The sequence below is a fragment of the Haloarcula sp. CBA1127 genome (assembly GCF_001485575.1).
Classification (GTDB): Archaea; Halobacteriota; Halobacteria; order Halobacteriales; family Haloarculaceae; genus Haloarcula.
The window spans coordinates 91,918-107,870 of sequence record NZ_BCNB01000003.1; the positions used below are offsets into that span (position 1 = coordinate 91,918).

Sequence of the window (15,953 nt, forward strand, 5' to 3'; positions counted from 1 at the left end):
ACGATTCAGCAAAAAATAGAGGTATCGCCACCCGATTCAGGCCGTCGCGACGACGTGTTGGTTACCAGCCTGCGAGGGCATTGGCTGCAACGTCAGTCCAGCTAGCGCCAGCTCTCGAAGCACCTCGGGCGGGATGCCCTCGGTGTCACGAAGCACGGCGTCGACCGTCCAGGCGTCGTGTTCCGAACGGACCGGCGGCGTCGTCTCGACCAGCACGGTCGGCACGGTCTCCCGGAGCGCTTGGGCAGCACGCCGGACACGCTGGCGGTTCTCGACCGTGCAGCGAACGGTCTTACTCATGTGTCCAGCCTCCGGACGAGATCGTCGACGATAGAGCCGCCGGCATGCGGGCCGACAGCCCAGCCGCGTTTGTCCTGCGTGTACCCGCACCAGCCTGCGAGTGTCTCATACGGCGTATCGGCGAGTTCGACTTTCTCGGCGTGGTCTTTGGTGGCAACAACGGCTACAGCGAACTCGTAGCTGTCCCAGTAGTGGGCCGCGCCTTCGCCGTCGACACCGACGAAAAGCGGGCGGCTCTGGGTAAGCAGTTCGCGAGCGATACGTTCCTGTCGATGTGCGTCAGTCGTGCCGACAGATTTACTAGTCGGCGAGGCAGACTTACTCATGGTTCATTCCGGAACCGACGCGCCTGCCCTGTCTCTAGCAGGGTGGGTAACTCGTGTTCTCGAAGGCACGAAATCGCCCAGCCGCGCGTCTGTTCCTATCTAAAAGGTTGCGCCCCCGCAACAATAAAACTATTGTCTAGGCGCAATGATTGAGTAACAGAAGATGAGTACCAAAGGCCCCGACCCCAAAGTCAACGACTCCGAGTTACTTCAGGCCGTTATGAGTACAAACGAACCGTTTGCCACTGCCAAGCAAGTTGCAGAACAGGTTGGACTTTCATCTTGGAGAGTCCGGCAGCGGATGAGTCAGTTAGCAGAATCTGGCGATATTCAGAGGTCTCAGCTCGGAAATGGGCCGTATATTTACTGGCTCGACGGGTCGTTCAATTCCGAATCGGAGACCTGACGCCTCCCGTCATCAGTCAACCACCACGCTCTGGTCGATCCGAACTTTCCGGATTCAACGAGGCGTATCTCTTCGAGTTGCTTCATCCGTCGATCAATAGCCTGTCTACTAAGATCAACGCGGTCTGCGATTTCAGTGGTTCCGAGCGCCGGTTTGTAGGCTAGAGCAAGCACACGAAGTAGTTCTTCGTCACTGACCTCTTGCTCAGGGCCTGGCTTGTCGCCAGCCATCAGTATGATTCATGTCTGGGAGTGCATACTTATAGAAAGTGTCTACTAATCATTGCACCTGCACAAGTATTATGTCCAACGGGTGTCACGTATCCAGATATGCGCGACTCACCGGGTCAGATATATTCGACGAAAATGGACCACCGGAGCCATACCTCCGCTGGCCCGGTCGCGCACGGCATCATGACCGAAGCAACCAGACCACAAAACGATACCGCACAGGACCGGCAGGAGCGTAGACTATCGACAGCCAAGTGCCTCTTATCAAACGCCGACATTGACGCCGCTGTCATTGAGTACTGCCAGACTGTCCTCGACCCGCCGGGCTACGAGCGCAGTCACATCCAAGCACGCCTCGACGCCTGCGCAGCCCGACTTGCACTGGCCCAAACAGAGCACACCACTAGACGGACACGCGAAGCTAGACAGATACTGCTCGCCGTCAGCGGAGGCCCATAATGAGTACGCACCACTTGCGCCGCCCGGCCTATCTCCATGGCCACCCGCATCCGGTCGCCCAGCCACTCGAAGCCTCCACGGCCTCGGCCACAGCTGTACCCCTGCCACTAGTGGAGGTGTCCCGCAACCGGTGAACCCAGTGCCACGCCGGTCCGGGCGACGACAGCACATACAGACTGCTAGTCGGCGGCGCGGTGCCACGACGCAAATCCACTAGACGGAGCGGGGTTGCCACGAGCCAACCGCTCGCCTAGAGAGCGCCAGCTACGTCACCGGTAGCCCGTGCTGTGGTCAGCACTGCTCGGTTCGATTCCGAGCACGGGTCCTGTGGTCACAATGCCACGACAAACGAACCCCAACGACGACGACACAGCCACCGACCAAGCCCTTGCCGACCATCTCGACATGGACATCGGACAGGCTGAGACGGATACCGACGAACTCCAAGCGCTCGTCAACGACCTCGACGGCGACGTGTCACCCCTCGTTTCGAGTGTTCTTGAGACGCTGGTCGCGACTATCGATGACCTCCACGAACGCGTCACCGAACTAGAGGCCGACGTTGAACAGACCCACGAGGTTGCCACCACCGCCGTCGGTAACGCCGCCACGAACGACCAGCGTCTCGACGACCTCGAAGCAAAGCAGGAGACTACCCGCGACGTCGCCAAGAGTGCCATCGCCAAAGCCCAGCAACTCGAAGCCGACACCGACCAGCAGGAAGACGCCGAGGAGCTCCCCGAGGGCATCGAACCCAGCAGCTCCCCGCTGGATTTCTTCGCGAACTGCCGGCAGTCGAAAGTCAAGACGATGTTCGTCGAGCGCTCGAACCGCCAGAACACCTATCGCGCCATCAGCATCGCCAAGCGCTGGCCGGAGTTTGCCACGACACGAACCGACGGCAGCGGCGTTTTCATGACGAAAGGTGACCTACAAACGGCCCTCACCGCCGAACTCGGGAAGGAACCCCACCGCCAGACGATCAAGCGCGTCTGGGAGACACTGGTCGACATCGGCGGCGACGACGTCGTCGAGAAAACCCGGCAGGTCGGACGGGATCAGACCCAAACCGAGATCCTCGCGATGGATATCGAGACCGCCGAAGGGTTACTCGAAAAACGCTACATCGGTCTCGATCTGTTGGAGAACAGCGACCACAAAGCCGCGACAGGTGGCGTCACACCCGTTGTGGTGGAGTCCACGCCCTAACCCTGTGACACACACCGGATAGGACACGAACCGACACTGAACCGACGCTACTGGACGCGGTGGTACGTGCCCTGCCGCCGTCGACGCCGCTGTTTGCTAGCTGCAGGAACCGGGAGCGACCCCCTGTTGTCAGGAGTGTAGTGAGTGATCGTAACACGAACAGAGCGACCACAGCGATTCCAGTGGTCACAACGGGTGTGACAGATCCATCTTGGTACTGGTCTGGATCGCCTGCCTGTTCGGATATGGCTGATAGGCCTTCTCTGGACCGCCTCTCACCCGGCGGGGGCTCACAAAATACGGGCGAGTTCTCTTGCTGTCAGACTAGGCTTGCTCTATTGTCTCGACCCACTCGGGAGCGCAATCGTGTGTGCCGCCGTAGATCGAGTTGTCGGGATACTGGTCGTCGTCAGCCTCGACAGAGACGATCACGTTGCCGCCGGAACGCGAAATTTCTGTAACGGTTCCGACGACTGCATCGAGTGGGCCGTCTCCGTCGGTCCAGTCGGTTCGGACGTGGTCGCCGCGGTCGAAGTCATACTCCTCGAAGGAAGGCGCTGTGGTACTCATGATCTCCTCCGGCTCCGAGGGAGACACAAAATGGCTCGGATACCAGCCAGAGTGCTGATACTGCTTGCCGAGAGAAGAAGAGCTGATGACCGAATTGCGGGTCCGGAAACCCGATGGCTGGACGACCGTCTCGTTTCCCGACGAAGTTGCGACGATCTCGGTTGTCGGTGGGAAGGTCGACGGCCAGCTGTGCCTGACCCTCACCGGCGAACGGGAGGACAGTCCTCGCATCGTCGAAACCGGCATTCTCGACGTCGACAAAAGTGACGAGAACTTGTTGGAGAATACAGTGCCCCGGACCGAGGACGGGACGAGTATCGCTTTGGACTGGCTACTGCCGGAGTAGCAGCCGTTGTGCATACGGTTTCTTTATTCATCAGAGGGTGTGAAACGGCTGTTTGGTAAGCGTGCAGACGGACTGCCAGCGGTCCTACCAATTTTACTCGATTTTCTGAGCGCCGTGCGAGATGTAGGGTGCAGAATATTTTTTTCGAAGCTGGCAGTAGATTGTCACTCAGTCTCAAACCCTGGATTCTTTCAAAATCTTATGAGGGTGTAAGTTCATCTGCGTTGAAGACGTTAACCAACTGGTCGATGATGGTTGGATCGATGTCGGTCAGGTTGGCCACTTGGCCCTCAATGTAGGGTGGACTGCTGAGATCGTTCAGGGTGTCGAACAGGACTAATATATCGAGGTAGTCGTCGATGTCGTCGTATTCGAGGCCGGTTTCTCCCCGGATTACTATTGGTTCGGCGTCAGGATCTTCGGGGATGGCAAGTCCGAGGCGGCCTAAAATATAGTTCTGGAATGTGTCTTTGTCGACTTTGGAGTCTTCGTTTTTGATCACGAGCATTGTGAGGTCGCCAGTGTCCTCTTTCACTGGTTGTATCTGGCTCTCTACCTTGTTGAGAATCTGCTTTTGTAGATGGGATTTCTTGGGCCAATAGTCGGTGTCTTGGGGGTTCGTCCTCAGACTGTATCGTCGTGCGACTTGGTAGGAGGTCTGTGGGCGAGGTATTGTGATTTCACCCCAGATAGTCTTTGAAGACGTGTTGATGTGTACATCTGGTTGTTTGCCGTTGGGGGCCTGTTTCTCGATGTCAACGTTGGGGGTTCTAAACTCTCTGCGGAGTGCGCTGATGACTTCTATTTCGGCTATCGTGCTCTCGTATTCTGGTCTTCCTAGGACTTTCTTTCTTAAAGTGCCTAAGGGGTCGTTGCTTTGGCCGTTTGCGGCTATTAGTTCGAGACAGTGATTGTAGTAGGTGAGTTTCTGTACTGTTTTCGGGTTCTCATTTGGGTCCTGTTCTTGCCTGAGCAGGTTTGTTAGTGGGTGCTGATTGTGGTCTCGGAGGGTAGGGATGCCTGGCTTGTTGTGGGTGAGTAGATGTTCGAGGTTCGGATAGCGGGAGAGGTTCTGCTTGACCTCGTTGTAATTAATAGTGTTCTTGCTGTCCCATTCGAGGTCGTCGAGTAGTAGAGATATTTTGAGCAGGCGATCGTGTTTGTGACGGCCCTGGTATGCGTCGGTGGAATCTAGGTCTTCGTTTTTTGCTATGTCTTCGAGTTCAGTTTGGACGACCTGTAGCTCTGTGTCAAAGTCGCCCTTAGAAGCCCGGTCTTCGAGGTAGTATTCGATTGTCCGTTTGAGGGATCGGATGAAAAAGTAGCTGTAGGTGTTGTACCAGTCCGGCATCTGACTGGCCATTTCGTTTTCCTGTCCTCTGTAGAGGTGTGGGATGAGAGGGGCTAGGTAGTGTGCTTTCTTGAGGTCTTGGCCCTGTATTTTCTGTCTGGTGAACTGGTTGACTGCGTTGATATCGTGGGTTCCGATAGCCTCAAGTCCCCGTCCAAGATCGGAGCTGGCCAGTATATTAGTCTCTTCTGAGATCAGGTAGGCGGTTTCCAGGGATTTTGCGTGTTCCTGCTGGACGCAGTCCTCAAAGATGTCGGATACATGATGGAGGCCTCCAGGTGGTAAATATCCGATGTTTTGGATTAAATTCTGTATCTTGTCCAGCTTTTGGCTACAACTGAGGCTGTTGTCCTGCTGGATTTGAAGGATATCGCAAGCCATTGATTATCCTGATGATTATTACTAATCTGTGAAAGTGTTTAGCGAGTGGTTCCCTGATTTACTTCTGTTCCGTCCTAATCGTCATAGCCTTCTAAGCGAACGTCCGGTAATCTAGTGCCGCTTCAGTCGTAAATCGCTAGATTCCCACGATACAGCGTCTCTCGATTAATTCTAGCAGTTCAGACTTGACGCGGCACTAGATTTGCGGCTATGGTTTCTAGAGTTCTGCGATGGATCGACCCCAGCCGCTGTTAATTTGGGGGAGAACGTGTCCGGCAATTCGTCTTTAGATAATACTCATAGTAATACTGTTAGACCGTGATTTTCGGTCGAATTTTGCCTTCAAACCACAATAGGACGTCGAAAAACACCGATTTTAGCGTTGGTCATCGTAGGATTTGACAAGGAACAGCGCTTCGACCGACGGAATTGCTCTTCCTAATCTCTGTAGTTATAATTATAATTCTGAAAATTACTACTGGTGTTAGCTAAAGACGAATGCGTGTCCGGCTCTCCCCCACAGAAACGGACGGGGAGCCAGTCTATTCAGTTGAGATGGACTTGCCCAGTAGCAGGTATTATCCTAGCAAAACCAGTAGAACAATCGCTACTAGAGAAGAAAGTAGAAAAGCAGTTCCCCAGCCAAATCGACGCGCTTCTTTATGTAGAAGATCCATATTATCATCGGACCACTTGAAATAAACTGCTGACATTATTCGTTTATATTCAGTTGAATCATAACCACTCTCTAAAGCAGAGTGTAAATTGGCAGATGAGGGGCCAGCAACTTGACCGCTAAGTTCATAGTATCCAAGAATGTAGCTTGTGACAGCTATTGAAAGGAATATGAACGGAAGAGCTGCGAAATAGGGATTAGACTCTACCCCGATATTATCACCTCCGAAGCGATACAGCGCAAGGTACAACGAGCCTAATAGAAGAGCAACTTTTACCATTTCAATTGCCTGTTGCCGCCGGGTACTGGCTTCATCATATCCTCTAGAGAAAGTGTCCTCACCTTGTTTTAAGCTAATTTCCCAAAACTCATCGTCAACACTTTCTGCATCACCAATCGCCTCACCGATCTGGTCAAGGCTGACAGATTTCTTCTGCTCTGGATGCTCTTTTGGGTCCATATGGTAGTTAGTTTAGTAGTAAAAATAAATCCGGCTGAATATATTTGAATATATATTATTTTGAGTCGCAACACTCTCAAGCTCACCGAATCACTACCACACTCTGTGAGTCAATGATCGCTCAGAAGACCAGATAAATTACATCTGGCCGAACAATGAGGACGGCGCCAGCTATGTAAAACACAATTGATTTTAATTCTAAATGATTCCATCCAGTGGTTTCATTCACAGCAACCATCCCCAGCAGCAGTAATCCGCCGACGATTTGCGCAGGATGAAGTTGAGGAAGTATTGATACCCAGATGCTCTTGATTTGTGGGGTAAATAGAGAGACACCAATCAGGCTTCCAAGAAGTATTATAACTGCCTCATGCTTTCCCCGGAAGCTGCCCCCAGATAGGAAGTAGCCATCCCCTGCTTCGTAGACGCTTAGACCGATTATCGCCATAGTCAATCCAGTGAAAATGCTGGGCAACTGGTTTGAGATGTATTCGAATAGTCCCAATTGCATTAGAGCCACCTTCCGTAGGCGATTACCATAATAAGCAGAGCGAAAGCACCTATAACCCCAAAAACGTTCATCGTTCGGATGGTATTTCCGAATATTACGTATCCTGAAGCTAGCATCCCCTTCTGAAGGGCCATTGCACCACCTATTGCAACGCACAACAAGAGAATGTAACTGGGAAGTCCACTTGGATCAACTGACATTCAAATACATCTGACTCATTGTTTGCATATAAATCGTACACCCGGGTTAATTCGTCTGCTTCTGGTATGTGCTCAATATAGAGGGAAATCTCCGACTTTCACCCGAGAACCGGACACATCCTTTCGGCTGCTCAGCTATACTGACCGTCGATCAAGAACCGAATAGTGACTGTGAACAGTTCTATGACACGCTGTGTCTTCACAGCACCCGTTACGCTTTGCCGACACGACAGCTACCGCTCCCACGGAAAGAAGCCATGGCGCTCGCGATAGGCACTGATCTGGTCCTGAAACTCCTGCTCCTGGAAGTCCGGCTCGTCGCCGTGGATATCCTCCGGTGAGACGCCGTCGAGGAGATGCTCGTAGTCCGTGGCCTCCTCCGTGTCATCCTCTTGGTCGGGCTCGTGTCGGTGCTGTCCACACTCCCTGCAGGTCCAGATCAGCCGGTCAAGGTGTGAGTGACACTCGAAACCGTCCAGCCCGTGTGATTCGTGTCCCGTCACGGCGCCACACTGCCGACAGTGGAACCCGATTCCAACTATCTCCGGTTCGGCTCTTGCCTGATGGCGCTGCACGACACCGGGCACAAGCCAGTACGTGCCGTCGTCCTGTCGGAACTCATCCGTGAGCTGCTGGAACTCCGAGCGGTCGGTAACTGGTGACCCGTCCTCGAGATAGATCCGTGGCTGGACGTCGCCCCCATCCCCGTCCCAGTTGATCTGCTCGTCGGCCGTCTCTAGGAGCGCCTGTCCGGGTTCCGCGTCCATCGTGGTTTCGGTCGGCAGGTCGGGCCACCCCTTCGTGAGAGTGGCGGCTGGCTCTGTCCCAAATGCTGCTCGGCACTTCACCGTTCCATGGGAGACGTCCTCACCGCTCGCGATGCTGTCGGAAACGGAGAAGGCCGCAGCGCCGAGCGCTCGTGCATGGAAGTCGGTGTTCGCTTCGACGAGTGCGAGTACTACCCGCCCGAATATCCACTCCCCAAGTGGGCTGCTATCCTGATCGTCGGACGAAGTCTTTGAGATACCGGTCTGAGCGCAGAACGGACACTGGCGTTCATCCTGTGGGATATCCTGTCCACAGGTCCGACAGGTACGAGTCTCATCCTCTGTACGGTCGGGATAGCCGGTGGAGTCGAGGACTCGTTCCCGTCCGTTCCCCCTCGTTTCAGGATCGGAACTCGCTGCGCCGAGGATATCAGCGGGATCGTACTCAGGATTTCGATCAGTCACACGCTTGGTTGCGTTCGTCATGGTATTTAAACTCCAGCCCCGAGGGAAGCACAAACCGACAGAGACCAAGACAGGACGAGTTGGCTACTCGCCGTCCGTGCTGTCCGTCACTTCTGCGATGAACGTGTCCGTTGATCTGTCCAGATCGTACTGGTTGATGAGTTCGAGGGCAGCCAGCGCTGCGCCTGTGTCTACGAGGTCTGCGGCGAGCAATCGTTTGAGACGAAGGGTGCCTTTGTGGGCACGGTCGGAACCTGAACCGCGCATCTGGGAAAATTCCATCAAGAGTCGTCGCCAAGCAGTCGCCGAGCCGGTCACCGTGAGATTCCAGTCCGGGGCTTCATATCTAGAGGACGACTGCCGGCGGTAGTGGCCTTCAAGTCTGTCAAGCAGGTCGTCGATAATCGTGCCCTTCTCAACGGTCCGTCCGTGTATGGCGTAGTCTGGGTCGACGAGATTGCGCCACTCGTCGTAGGAGTCGATATCGTACTCGACAGCTAGCTCGACCTCGACTGTTTCGAGACAATCGGCCTTCCCGGGTTCATTCACACGCCGAAGTCGATCTGCGGTCCCCTCGGCGTGGACTGTGAGGTCTGGGAACTGCGCTTCGGTGGAATCGGCTTTTGGTTGCTGTTCTCCGGTTTGATCGCTGTTGGTGGTCTTCGATGCCATGGGTACTGTCGGGACGCCCTCACTGGACCGCCCCGCACCCGACTGGGGGTGCAAAAACTCACAGTCTGGTCGACTAATCGCTGAAGAATTGGCACACACCACTGTCTCCGGAGAAAACCACCAGACAGCGATGGTATTTTCACTCGAAATACGGTGTGTTAAGTCTGGGACTAAAGCCGGTCTCAAGGGGGTGTCGTAGGGACCCTCCTGAGGTTAGTTTTGTCCTCGTGCTTTCCTTAACTGTCTTTTATTTCATACAAATACAGAAAATATTAAAACGCTAAACAGGTAGTTGTCAATTATGGATAGCAACCTCACACCCGACGAGTGGGATCGAATTAGAGCGTTCGCGCGGGCTGCAGATTGCCGCCAACGGCCCGAGATACTGCTCCCTGAGGAAACGCTTAAAAGCGACTAAGATACAATCACGTTCTGGTCCGCACCTGATGACTGGCTCCTACAATGTTCTAAGCAATTCAGCAGAGCAGAATACAACCAGCTGTACTGTCGGTGTTCTATGCACTCAGAGCGAGATCAACTCACACTTCAAGTCGCTCTATCGGTTCGACCTCGAAGGTCAGCAGATGTGATCGAAGACGGGCGTAGGCCCCGTCACCGTCAGTCGTGACACAGTGCCGATTTGGCCTTGCCTCGCGAGGATTGCCGTCGTTCTCTTGCCACTCCGTCAGCGTGAACTCAAGCGCCTCCAACTCGCTGTCAGCCCCCTCAAACACGGCTGCAACCGACGGCGTCCCGTGGTTGTCAGCGACGTAGGCCACTTCGACAGCGTCGTGGTCGGCGTCAAGTCTCGTCCACCCATCGAGTTTGTCTGGCGGGTCCTCGGCGAACTGGTCGATTTCGCGCTGAGTCAGTTCGGCTTCTGCGGCGTCGCGCCACGCTTGTTTGATATCCTCGGCTTGGGACCGCTCGATCTCCTGAAGGACATCGCTGTCGATGCACTCTCTGGCCCACGCAAGCACGGTCTTGGCCTTCTTGTGCTTCTGCTCGGGTTCGCCGTCCAGCTGTCCGAAGTTCATCTCTTGGGGAGTCATCAAGAGAACTGACGACCGCCAGTAGCCAGGGTCATCGTCACATTCCTCGTCGGCATTGGGAGCCCACGACTCCATTGAGGTTCGGACTTCTTCGTGGTGCCCGAAGCCGGTTCGGACGCCGCCGGCACGCAGGATTCGCTCCGCAAGGTCGATGGTTCGCTCGCGCTCGTCAGCGGGCGCTTCATCGGGGTGAGTGACGTCGGCGTAGAACGGCAAGCCGACTTTGCTGATGATCGTCTCTTTGTAGTTTGGGATAAGCAGTGGTTCATCGACGAAGATCGGGTCGAACGGTGGTTCGGTTGTCGGCAACATACTGGAAAGCCTCCAGCCATTGAGGCGACACAAAATCGCCCTGCGGCGGAGTCTGGTCTAGAGGTACTGGTCAGCGGTGTCGCCGTGGTTCGCTTCCAGGGCTTCCCAGTCAGCCATTGCGTCGTACTCTGGCCGAACCTCTCCATCCGAGAGCATATCATCGACGAAGGCTTGGACTTGCTCGTCGACGGGCGCGTTCTGCAGGTCGCGCTCCCGAGCGATAAACTGGATACCACAGAACGAGCGTCCGTCTGCTGCAAGCTGCCAGAGCAGAAGCTTCCGGTTCTGGTAGGTTGCGAGTTCTGTCAGCAATGCGTCGTCTGATGGATTGGACATTGTGTGATGCCTCCGGCTGCGAGGGCTGCATAAAACAACATTGTGTGTAAGGTAAAGGGTCGATACAGCGCTTCAGGAGGCTACCAAGGCGGGTTCAGATGAGTGCGAATAAATAAGATTATGAATCTCGGACGTGGCGTTTGGTTTGACAGGATGTACGATGTGAATAGTTTCAAACGTGATATGCTAGTCGTGATCGCAGGCATGGACGATCCGATGGGGACAGAACTCACCGCCGAACTGCAGGAATACTATGCCGAGGAGATCACAGTCGGACGTGTGTATCCGCAACTGGACGAAATGGCTGAGAAAGGGCTTATCAAGAAAATGGATAAGAACGGACGAGGAAACAAGTATCGACTGACAAGGCGTGGCGTGCGAGACCTCCAAGGTCACCGAGAGTGGGAAAATCAGTATCTGGCTCCGATTGACGAGCTATCCACATAGCAAGCAGTGACGTGATTTGGCATGGGCAGTCACTCGGTTTCGTCGGCATCTGCCTCTAAACCCAAAAATTTCAAGAATTCTGTCCGTTTGTGATCAGTCACGAAATCAACCAGTGCAGGGTAGAACTCGTCATTTTTCGATATTTCTCCATCATCAGCAAGGACAGACTGTGCGTTGGCCTCTTGAAACAGCTTGGAGATGTCATCTTCTCGGTCGTCACCGAGATACATCGTAACCTGATTCCGATCTCTGACTGGAATCTCTGCTTTGGGTCGAGAGTTTGCTGCTTCTGCCTCAGCCTGTCCGGTTTCTTCTTCTGCGATTTCAGTATATTCAGCGTCCTTGTCGCTACTTTGATCTTGATGATCGCTGAACCGCTCTTTCAGGTCTTCACTCATTGTTTATTTCCTCCAGTAGCTCTGCGATGCTGAGATAACAGTCGCGAAGCTCATTGATTGGGTCACTATCCCACGGATAACCCGCGTCGTCTGGATCATAGGCATAAATTGATGTTTCGTATTCGATAGCGTGTTCAATTGCGTCTCTGTCTGGAACTGAGAGAACTCGATCTTCCCCGAACGTCTCAGTGAACCAGTCCTGCATATCTTCTGCGATGGAGCCTTGAGCTGGGACTTGATTTAGGATGGCTCCAATAGCCCTAATCTTGACCTCGAACTGGTCTTCTAGAGTCTCTACTTCATCAAACAAGATCTTAAGCGACTCCTGAGCGATAACATTCGGCTCGCTTGGGAATAAGACGTTCTCTGCAGCGAGAAGTGCAGCATCGGCGAGCGGCCCAAGATTTGGAGGCGAGTCGATCAGGACATAGTCATAGTCGATGTCAGAGCGGTTGAGAGCGATTTTTAGAGACTCAAAGCCTCGCCGATCAGTGTACAAAGACTTCTCGGCAAGGAAATTCCGCATATGCGCAGGAATAATGTCGTACTCCCCACCGGAGATGATGAGATCATCTAACTGGTCGAATTCCATATCTCCATCTTGGGTTAGGACATCAATCAGTGCCTCCGCGTCTTCATTTGGGTTGTCAGAGAACTGTCTATATTGCTCTTTATGCCCGAGTTTGAGCGTTAAAGCTCCCTGCGGATCAGCATCTATTGCGAGCACGTCATGGCCACGTTCAGCGAGTGCGCCTGCCGTGTTGATCGTTGTCGTTGTCTTTCCGACTCCCCCTTTCTGCATACCAATTGTGACTCTCATGTACGCACCTCTCGAAATTTTCGAAGTTTGCGAAGTTTGCGGGCCATTCGTATATGTCGTATATTACGCCATGTACATAAATTCCAGTGCGACAGATATAAGACATATATTACGCAACTTCCGTAAGACTTGGAAGTTGCGAAATATCCGTAATATACGTAGTGTTCGTAATTTCCAGCTATTTCGAATAGTACGGCTGTCACTGTCGAATCAAGGGTAGCTAACTGATACTTACCCTACCCCCATTGGAGTCGAGTCCGGGTACTAGATTTAGCGTCTCAAGCAGTTGTCAACCAGTTTTCGGACACCCACACACCGTCTTCGAAGTATCCTCCTGGATTGGTGTTTGTGGAGAATAGTCGATAACCAACTCATGCAGAGCAGTTTGAGGAATAATGGATAATTGAAATGGTGGAAGATAAGATATTAAATTGACTATTGTATGAGATAGATTTAATAAGAAGGGAGAAAAACCAAATCCGTACCACTACTTGAGAAATAGTATCAACAGACTAAGAATCATCAAGAGCATCGCAAAGTATGCCCATAACTCTACTACTCGCTTATTTTAAACAAAGATACTTCGAAGACGGTGTGTCTCTATCCATTCTGATTATACTTCAGAACAACTTATCCGTGGAACCTGCCACAAAGATACTTCGAAGACGGTGTGTGGCTCCCCCTATGTAGATATGCTAATCCTCCGCAAAATTGCGCTTCTGTGCCTGAATCACTCGCTTAAGGCCATCTTCGTGGTGACTCAAATCAGCAATACGTTCGTCTTGCTCTAACCGCTTCTTGATTTCTCCGGGGTCACGCTTGAACTCATACATCAAGTACATCCCCCACCTTGTTTTCCGCCGAGGCTTTTCCTCTCGTGATCGAGCTGCCCATACGTCCCGACCTCACGGACATAGTTGTTGAACGTCTCCCGTGTCCGTCCATCTGCATCAAGCACATCCGTCAGAAACTGGTACACCGGGAACGCCACCCGCGATGACGCCGTCGTTGACCCACTCTTCCCGAACTCCGCCACCGCGGCTGTCGCATATAACGAGATTTTCTTCTGTGTCGTCAGTCCTTCCACAAGCTTGAGAGAACGGTCAGTCTCAACATCCTCTTGAGCTTCCCGAACGTGATTCTCGGTCACAGTCAGATCACCGTTCTCATTCGCGACGTCGCCTGCCTTCCGAAGAAGATCAATAGCTTTCCGAGCGTCTCCATGACTTTGAGCAGCGAAGGCAGAAGTCAACGGGATAACGTCCTCGGATAATGCGTCCTGAATAAATGCGTCTTCCCGGTTCCGGAGAATCTCCTGTAGTTGGTTAGCATCGTAGTCGGAAAAGGGAATGTCCCGTGGGTTGAACGAACTTTCCGCTCGTGCGTCCAGGTTATTCATGAACTCAGGGTCGTTGGTTAGTGCAGCTACTGATACCTGAATATCTATGCTCTCAATGCTGGCGCGGCTGAGTTGGTAGATTAAATCCGAATATGCGGGTTCGCTTGAAGATGACCGCCGACCGAGTAGCAAGTCAATTTCGTCTAAGACAAACACGACAGAGTCGTATCCTTCATCTAGCAGATCGTAGAGACGGTCATACTTCGTACTCGTAGAGACGCCATGCCGCGCGACTCCGATTTCTTCGTTGAGGTCATGAGCAGCTTCACGGACAAGTGCGTACACGGCTTCGTCAAGACTCCTGAGATTTTGGCAATTAATTCGGAGTGTACCGAACTCATAACCCCGATTCTTAGATATGTCTCGGATTTGCCGGGCAACAGCGTCAAATATCAGCGATTTCCCTGTTCCTGCAGGACCGTAGAGTAGTAAGTTCGGTGGGCGGTTTTCATTCAGAACCTTCCGAAGATTAGAGACGACAGTTCTCAGTTGATCGTCGCGGCCAACAATACGGTCTCTGTCGATAATCGTGTCGGGCTCCACTAGATTCCGATTTCTGAACCACTGACTCCTCGCCTGCCTGTTCAATCATCTCCCGCACGGTGAGTGAATCGTCAGTATCTCCCACATTATTCCCTGATGATGGTCGCTGTCAGTCATATATCCCGATGTATCTCCCATCCACATAAATATACTACACCACGTTCGAAGTAACATCTCACTATTCTTGGCAACTGCAGTCTCTTATACCGGAATATCGTTATCTACTAAAATAGAATTCACGCACCGTCTTCGGAGTATCATTGGATATCCAAACACACCGTCTTCGAAGTATTATCGTCATGTACACAACAAGAGCGAATGAAAAGCTCATACCATTACTTGGATGAGATTATGTGTTCGTTAAAGGACAGAATTTGAGCGAGATTGATATAGCTACATAGACTTTACCAGACACAGAAAGCCCGAGTATTCAGACACAGAGTGCCTGAAACACCGAAATTCTGGTTTTGTAGATAGGTTTGTATTATTCACATAAGCACCACCAGTTTTAGGCGGGAGGCCGCTGTACGGGAAGCATGGATCGTCTTCCGCCTGCATACGACCGCTACTCCTGGGGATGACGCCCTCGAAGCCGCCATCGAGAAACGACTCGTCGATATCGACTCCGGGGCGCTACCGAACAAACGTCGCCAGCGTGCTGCGAAAGTTCGCAACGTGGGCTCGGGACCAGCATACCATCTCCAATCCAGAGGATATCGACGATGATCTCTGTCGGCAATACGCTCGTGACCTCGCCCGGGCTGACGGCAGAGACGATATTCTCACCCGAGACTGCCGCCGCTACTTCGCATACGTCCGCTCGTTTCTCACATGGCCGTCTACGAGGGCCTGATCCCGACGAACCCAGCCAAGACCAACCACGCCGAAGGTCCGCTCCCGACCGATGAGACCGAAACAGACCAGCAGTACTGGACTGCACGGGACCGCGACGCCATCTGTGCCACTGCGACCGCCCGCGTCGACGACGCCGGCGAGGGCGACGACGTCGACCGCACGGCGGCCTACCGCGACCAGGCACTCGTCTTCTCCTCGCCTACTCCGGTGCGCGTAGTGCAGAACTGGTCGCTGTTTCTGATGATGAAGAACGGAACGGCTGCGGTGGCGGCACGTCGATTTAGAGGGAGGCACAATGCAGGTGTTCGGCAAGAACCGCACCCGAGAATCTGCGCCGATCCTCGATGACGCGCTTCGCCCGCTTCGGCGCTGGAAGCAACTTCGAGAGCCCGACGAGAATGCAGCTGTGTTTCCCAGACTCGACAACGCGGCGAAGGCACTTGACCCGACGCCGTCGATCAC

Annotated in this window: 20 protein-coding genes and 2 pseudogenes; 7 read left to right on the top strand and 15 right to left on the bottom strand. The window is 53.3% G+C overall.

Annotation, left to right across the window (positions count from 1 at the left end):
- Nucleotides 1-36 precede the first annotated feature (36 nt).
- Both AV059_RS03185 and AV059_RS03190 read right to left on the bottom strand, forming a co-directional pair.
- On the bottom strand, nt 37-300 hold the full coding sequence (locus AV059_RS03185) for a hypothetical protein (RefSeq protein ID WP_058992287.1): 264 nt from the start codon (nt 298-300) through the stop codon (nt 37-39).
- On the bottom strand, nt 297-626 hold the full coding sequence (locus AV059_RS03190) for a hypothetical protein (protein ID WP_058992289.1): 330 nt from the start codon (nt 624-626) through the stop codon (nt 297-299). Before AV059_RS03190 ends, AV059_RS03185 begins: the two co-directional genes overlap by 4 nt.
- A gap of 220 nt (nt 627-846) precedes the next feature.
- Here AV059_RS03190 and AV059_RS23125 point away from each other — a divergent pair, with 220 nt between their 5' ends.
- Nucleotides 847-1,032, top strand: coding sequence for a FaeA/PapI family transcriptional regulator (locus tag AV059_RS23125; protein WP_369815286.1), 186 nt, complete (start codon nt 847-849; stop codon nt 1,030-1,032).
- Here the strand turns inward: AV059_RS23125 and AV059_RS03195 are convergent.
- Entirely contained in the window at nt 990-1,262 is a 273-nt protein-coding gene (locus tag AV059_RS03195) for a winged helix-turn-helix domain-containing protein (RefSeq protein ID WP_058992291.1), read from the bottom strand. The two genes, AV059_RS23125 and AV059_RS03195, sit on opposite strands and share 43 nt — an antisense overlap.
- Before the next feature lie 99 nt (nt 1,263-1,361).
- Here AV059_RS03195 and AV059_RS03200 point away from each other — a divergent pair, with 99 nt between their 5' ends.
- The 3 genes from AV059_RS03200 (at nt 1,362) to AV059_RS03205 (ending at nt 2,930) form a co-directional block, all read left to right on the top strand.
- The gene (locus AV059_RS03200; RefSeq protein ID WP_228841720.1) at nt 1,362-1,721 is read left to right on the top strand and encodes a hypothetical protein; all 360 of its coding nucleotides are present in this window, start codon (nt 1,362-1,364) and stop codon (nt 1,719-1,721) included.
- Nucleotides 1,721-1,855 (top strand): hypothetical protein, encoded by a 135-nt coding sequence (locus AV059_RS22905; RefSeq protein WP_255356096.1) that lies wholly within the window; start codon nt 1,721-1,723, stop codon nt 1,853-1,855. The genes AV059_RS03200 and AV059_RS22905 overlap by 1 nt, the downstream gene beginning before the upstream one ends.
- A gap of 202 nt (nt 1,856-2,057) precedes the next feature.
- Entirely contained in the window at nt 2,058-2,930 is an 873-nt protein-coding gene (locus AV059_RS03205; RefSeq protein ID WP_058992293.1) for a hypothetical protein, read from the top strand.
- A 324-nt stretch (nt 2,931-3,254) separates the two neighbouring features.
- On the opposite strand, the gene AV059_RS03210 is transcribed toward AV059_RS03205, so the two are convergent.
- A complete protein-coding gene (locus AV059_RS03210; RefSeq protein ID WP_058992299.1) occupies nt 3,255-3,500 on the bottom strand; it encodes a hypothetical protein in 246 nt (81 codons plus the stop codon).
- An 85-nt stretch (nt 3,501-3,585) separates the two neighbouring features.
- Here AV059_RS03210 and AV059_RS03215 point away from each other — a divergent pair, with 85 nt between their 5' ends.
- The gene (locus AV059_RS03215) at nt 3,586-3,846 is read left to right on the top strand and encodes a hypothetical protein (RefSeq protein ID WP_058992160.1); all 261 of its coding nucleotides are present in this window, start codon (nt 3,586-3,588) and stop codon (nt 3,844-3,846) included.
- 199 nt (nt 3,847-4,045) lie between these two features.
- On the opposite strand, the gene AV059_RS03220 is transcribed toward AV059_RS03215, so the two are convergent.
- The 8 genes from AV059_RS03220 to AV059_RS03255 form a co-directional block, all read right to left on the bottom strand.
- Nucleotides 4,046-5,578: a hypothetical protein gene (locus AV059_RS03220; protein WP_058992302.1), complete on the bottom strand. Its 1,533-nt coding sequence runs from the start codon at nt 5,576-5,578 to the stop codon at nt 4,046-4,048.
- A 578-nt stretch (nt 5,579-6,156) separates the two neighbouring features.
- Nucleotides 6,157-6,714 (bottom strand): hypothetical protein, encoded by a 558-nt coding sequence (locus AV059_RS03225; protein ID WP_058992165.1) that lies wholly within the window; start codon nt 6,712-6,714, stop codon nt 6,157-6,159.
- Between the two features lie 121 nt (nt 6,715-6,835).
- Nucleotides 6,836-7,162, bottom strand: a complete 327-nt coding sequence (locus AV059_RS03230) for a hypothetical protein (RefSeq protein WP_147435934.1) — start codon at nt 7,160-7,162, stop codon at nt 6,836-6,838.
- 62 nt (nt 7,163-7,224) lie between these two features.
- Nucleotides 7,225-7,425 carry a hypothetical protein gene (locus AV059_RS03235; protein ID WP_058992169.1) on the bottom strand — a complete coding sequence of 67 codons (201 nt, stop codon included), beginning with the start codon at nt 7,423-7,425 and terminating at the stop codon, nt 7,225-7,227.
- Nucleotides 7,426-7,658: 233 nt separating this feature from the next.
- A complete protein-coding gene (locus AV059_RS03240) occupies nt 7,659-8,678 on the bottom strand; it encodes a hypothetical protein (RefSeq protein ID WP_058992171.1) in 1,020 nt (339 codons plus the stop codon).
- A gap of 63 nt (nt 8,679-8,741) precedes the next feature.
- Nucleotides 8,742-9,329: a hypothetical protein gene (locus AV059_RS03245; RefSeq protein WP_058992173.1), complete on the bottom strand. Its 588-nt coding sequence runs from the start codon at nt 9,327-9,329 to the stop codon at nt 8,742-8,744.
- A 539-nt stretch (nt 9,330-9,868) separates the two neighbouring features.
- Nucleotides 9,869-10,693: a hypothetical protein gene (locus AV059_RS03250; RefSeq protein ID WP_058992175.1), complete on the bottom strand. Its 825-nt coding sequence runs from the start codon at nt 10,691-10,693 to the stop codon at nt 9,869-9,871.
- Nucleotides 10,694-10,750: 57 nt separating this feature from the next.
- Nucleotides 10,751-11,029, bottom strand: coding sequence for a hypothetical protein (locus tag AV059_RS03255; protein ID WP_058992177.1), 279 nt, complete (start codon nt 11,027-11,029; stop codon nt 10,751-10,753).
- Nucleotides 11,030-11,149: 120 nt separating this feature from the next.
- Between AV059_RS03255 and AV059_RS03260 the strand changes: the two genes are divergently transcribed.
- Complete coding sequence (locus AV059_RS03260; protein WP_079990706.1) at nt 11,150-11,476, top strand: PadR family transcriptional regulator; 327 nt, start codon at nt 11,150-11,152, stop codon at nt 11,474-11,476.
- A gap of 29 nt (nt 11,477-11,505) precedes the next feature.
- On the opposite strand, the gene AV059_RS03265 is transcribed toward AV059_RS03260, so the two are convergent.
- The 3 genes and pseudogenes from AV059_RS03265 to AV059_RS03275 all read right to left on the bottom strand — a co-directional run bounded on the left by AV059_RS03265 (nt 11,506) and on the right by AV059_RS03275 (nt 14,685).
- Entirely contained in the window at nt 11,506-11,874 is a 369-nt protein-coding gene (locus tag AV059_RS03265; protein ID WP_050007901.1) for a hypothetical protein, read from the bottom strand.
- A complete protein-coding gene (locus tag AV059_RS03270) occupies nt 11,867-12,694 on the bottom strand; it encodes a ParA family protein (RefSeq protein ID WP_079990707.1) in 828 nt (275 codons plus the stop codon). Before AV059_RS03270 ends, AV059_RS03265 begins: the two co-directional genes overlap by 8 nt.
- Nucleotides 12,695-13,389: 695 nt before the next feature.
- Nucleotides 13,390-14,685, bottom strand: a pseudogene (locus tag AV059_RS03275) (orc1/cdc6 family replication initiation protein).
- A 487-nt stretch (nt 14,686-15,172) separates the two neighbouring features.
- Between AV059_RS03275 and AV059_RS03280 the strand changes: the two are divergent.
- Nucleotides 15,173-15,953, top strand: a pseudogene (locus tag AV059_RS03280) (tyrosine-type recombinase/integrase); the annotation flags it as partial.

Coding starts and splice junctions, on each gene's coding strand:
- AV059_RS03185 (WP_058992287.1), bottom strand. CDS start 300: ATGAGTAAGACCGTTCGCTGCACGGTCGAGAACCGCCAGCGTGTCCGG.
- AV059_RS03190 (WP_058992289.1), bottom strand. CDS start 626: ATGAGTAAGTCTGCCTCGCCGACTAGTAAATCTGTCGGCACGACTGAC.
- AV059_RS23125 (WP_369815286.1), top strand. CDS start 847: ATGAGTACAAACGAACCGTTTGCCACTGCCAAGCAAGTTGCAGAACAG.
- AV059_RS03195 (WP_058992291.1), bottom strand. CDS start 1,262: ATGGCTGGCGACAAGCCAGGCCCTGAGCAAGAGGTCAGTGACGAAGAA.
- AV059_RS03200 (WP_228841720.1), top strand. CDS start 1,362: ATGCGCGACTCACCGGGTCAGATATATTCGACGAAAATGGACCACCGG.
- AV059_RS22905 (WP_255356096.1), top strand. CDS start 1,721: ATGAGTACGCACCACTTGCGCCGCCCGGCCTATCTCCATGGCCACCCG.
- AV059_RS03205 (WP_058992293.1), top strand. CDS start 2,058: ATGCCACGACAAACGAACCCCAACGACGACGACACAGCCACCGACCAA.
- AV059_RS03210 (WP_058992299.1), bottom strand. CDS start 3,500: ATGAGTACCACAGCGCCTTCCTTCGAGGAGTATGACTTCGACCGCGGC.
- AV059_RS03215 (WP_058992160.1), top strand. CDS start 3,586: ATGACCGAATTGCGGGTCCGGAAACCCGATGGCTGGACGACCGTCTCG.
- AV059_RS03220 (WP_058992302.1), bottom strand. CDS start 5,578: ATGGCTTGCGATATCCTTCAAATCCAGCAGGACAACAGCCTCAGTTGT.
- AV059_RS03225 (WP_058992165.1), bottom strand. CDS start 6,714: ATGGACCCAAAAGAGCATCCAGAGCAGAAGAAATCTGTCAGCCTTGAC.
- AV059_RS03230 (WP_147435934.1), bottom strand. CDS start 7,162: ATGGCGATAATCGGTCTAAGCGTCTACGAAGCAGGGGATGGCTACTTC.
- AV059_RS03235 (WP_058992169.1), bottom strand. CDS start 7,425: ATGTCAGTTGATCCAAGTGGACTTCCCAGTTACATTCTCTTGTTGTGC.
- AV059_RS03240 (WP_058992171.1), bottom strand. CDS start 8,678: ATGACGAACGCAACCAAGCGTGTGACTGATCGAAATCCTGAGTACGAT.
- AV059_RS03245 (WP_058992173.1), bottom strand. CDS start 9,329: ATGGCATCGAAGACCACCAACAGCGATCAAACCGGAGAACAGCAACCA.
- AV059_RS03250 (WP_058992175.1), bottom strand. CDS start 10,693: ATGTTGCCGACAACCGAACCACCGTTCGACCCGATCTTCGTCGATGAA.
- AV059_RS03255 (WP_058992177.1), bottom strand. CDS start 11,029: ATGTCCAATCCATCAGACGACGCATTGCTGACAGAACTCGCAACCTAC.
- AV059_RS03260 (WP_079990706.1), top strand. CDS start 11,150: ATGAATCTCGGACGTGGCGTTTGGTTTGACAGGATGTACGATGTGAAT.
- AV059_RS03265 (WP_050007901.1), bottom strand. CDS start 11,874: ATGAGTGAAGACCTGAAAGAGCGGTTCAGCGATCATCAAGATCAAAGT.
- AV059_RS03270 (WP_079990707.1), bottom strand. CDS start 12,694: ATGAGAGTCACAATTGGTATGCAGAAAGGGGGAGTCGGAAAGACAACG.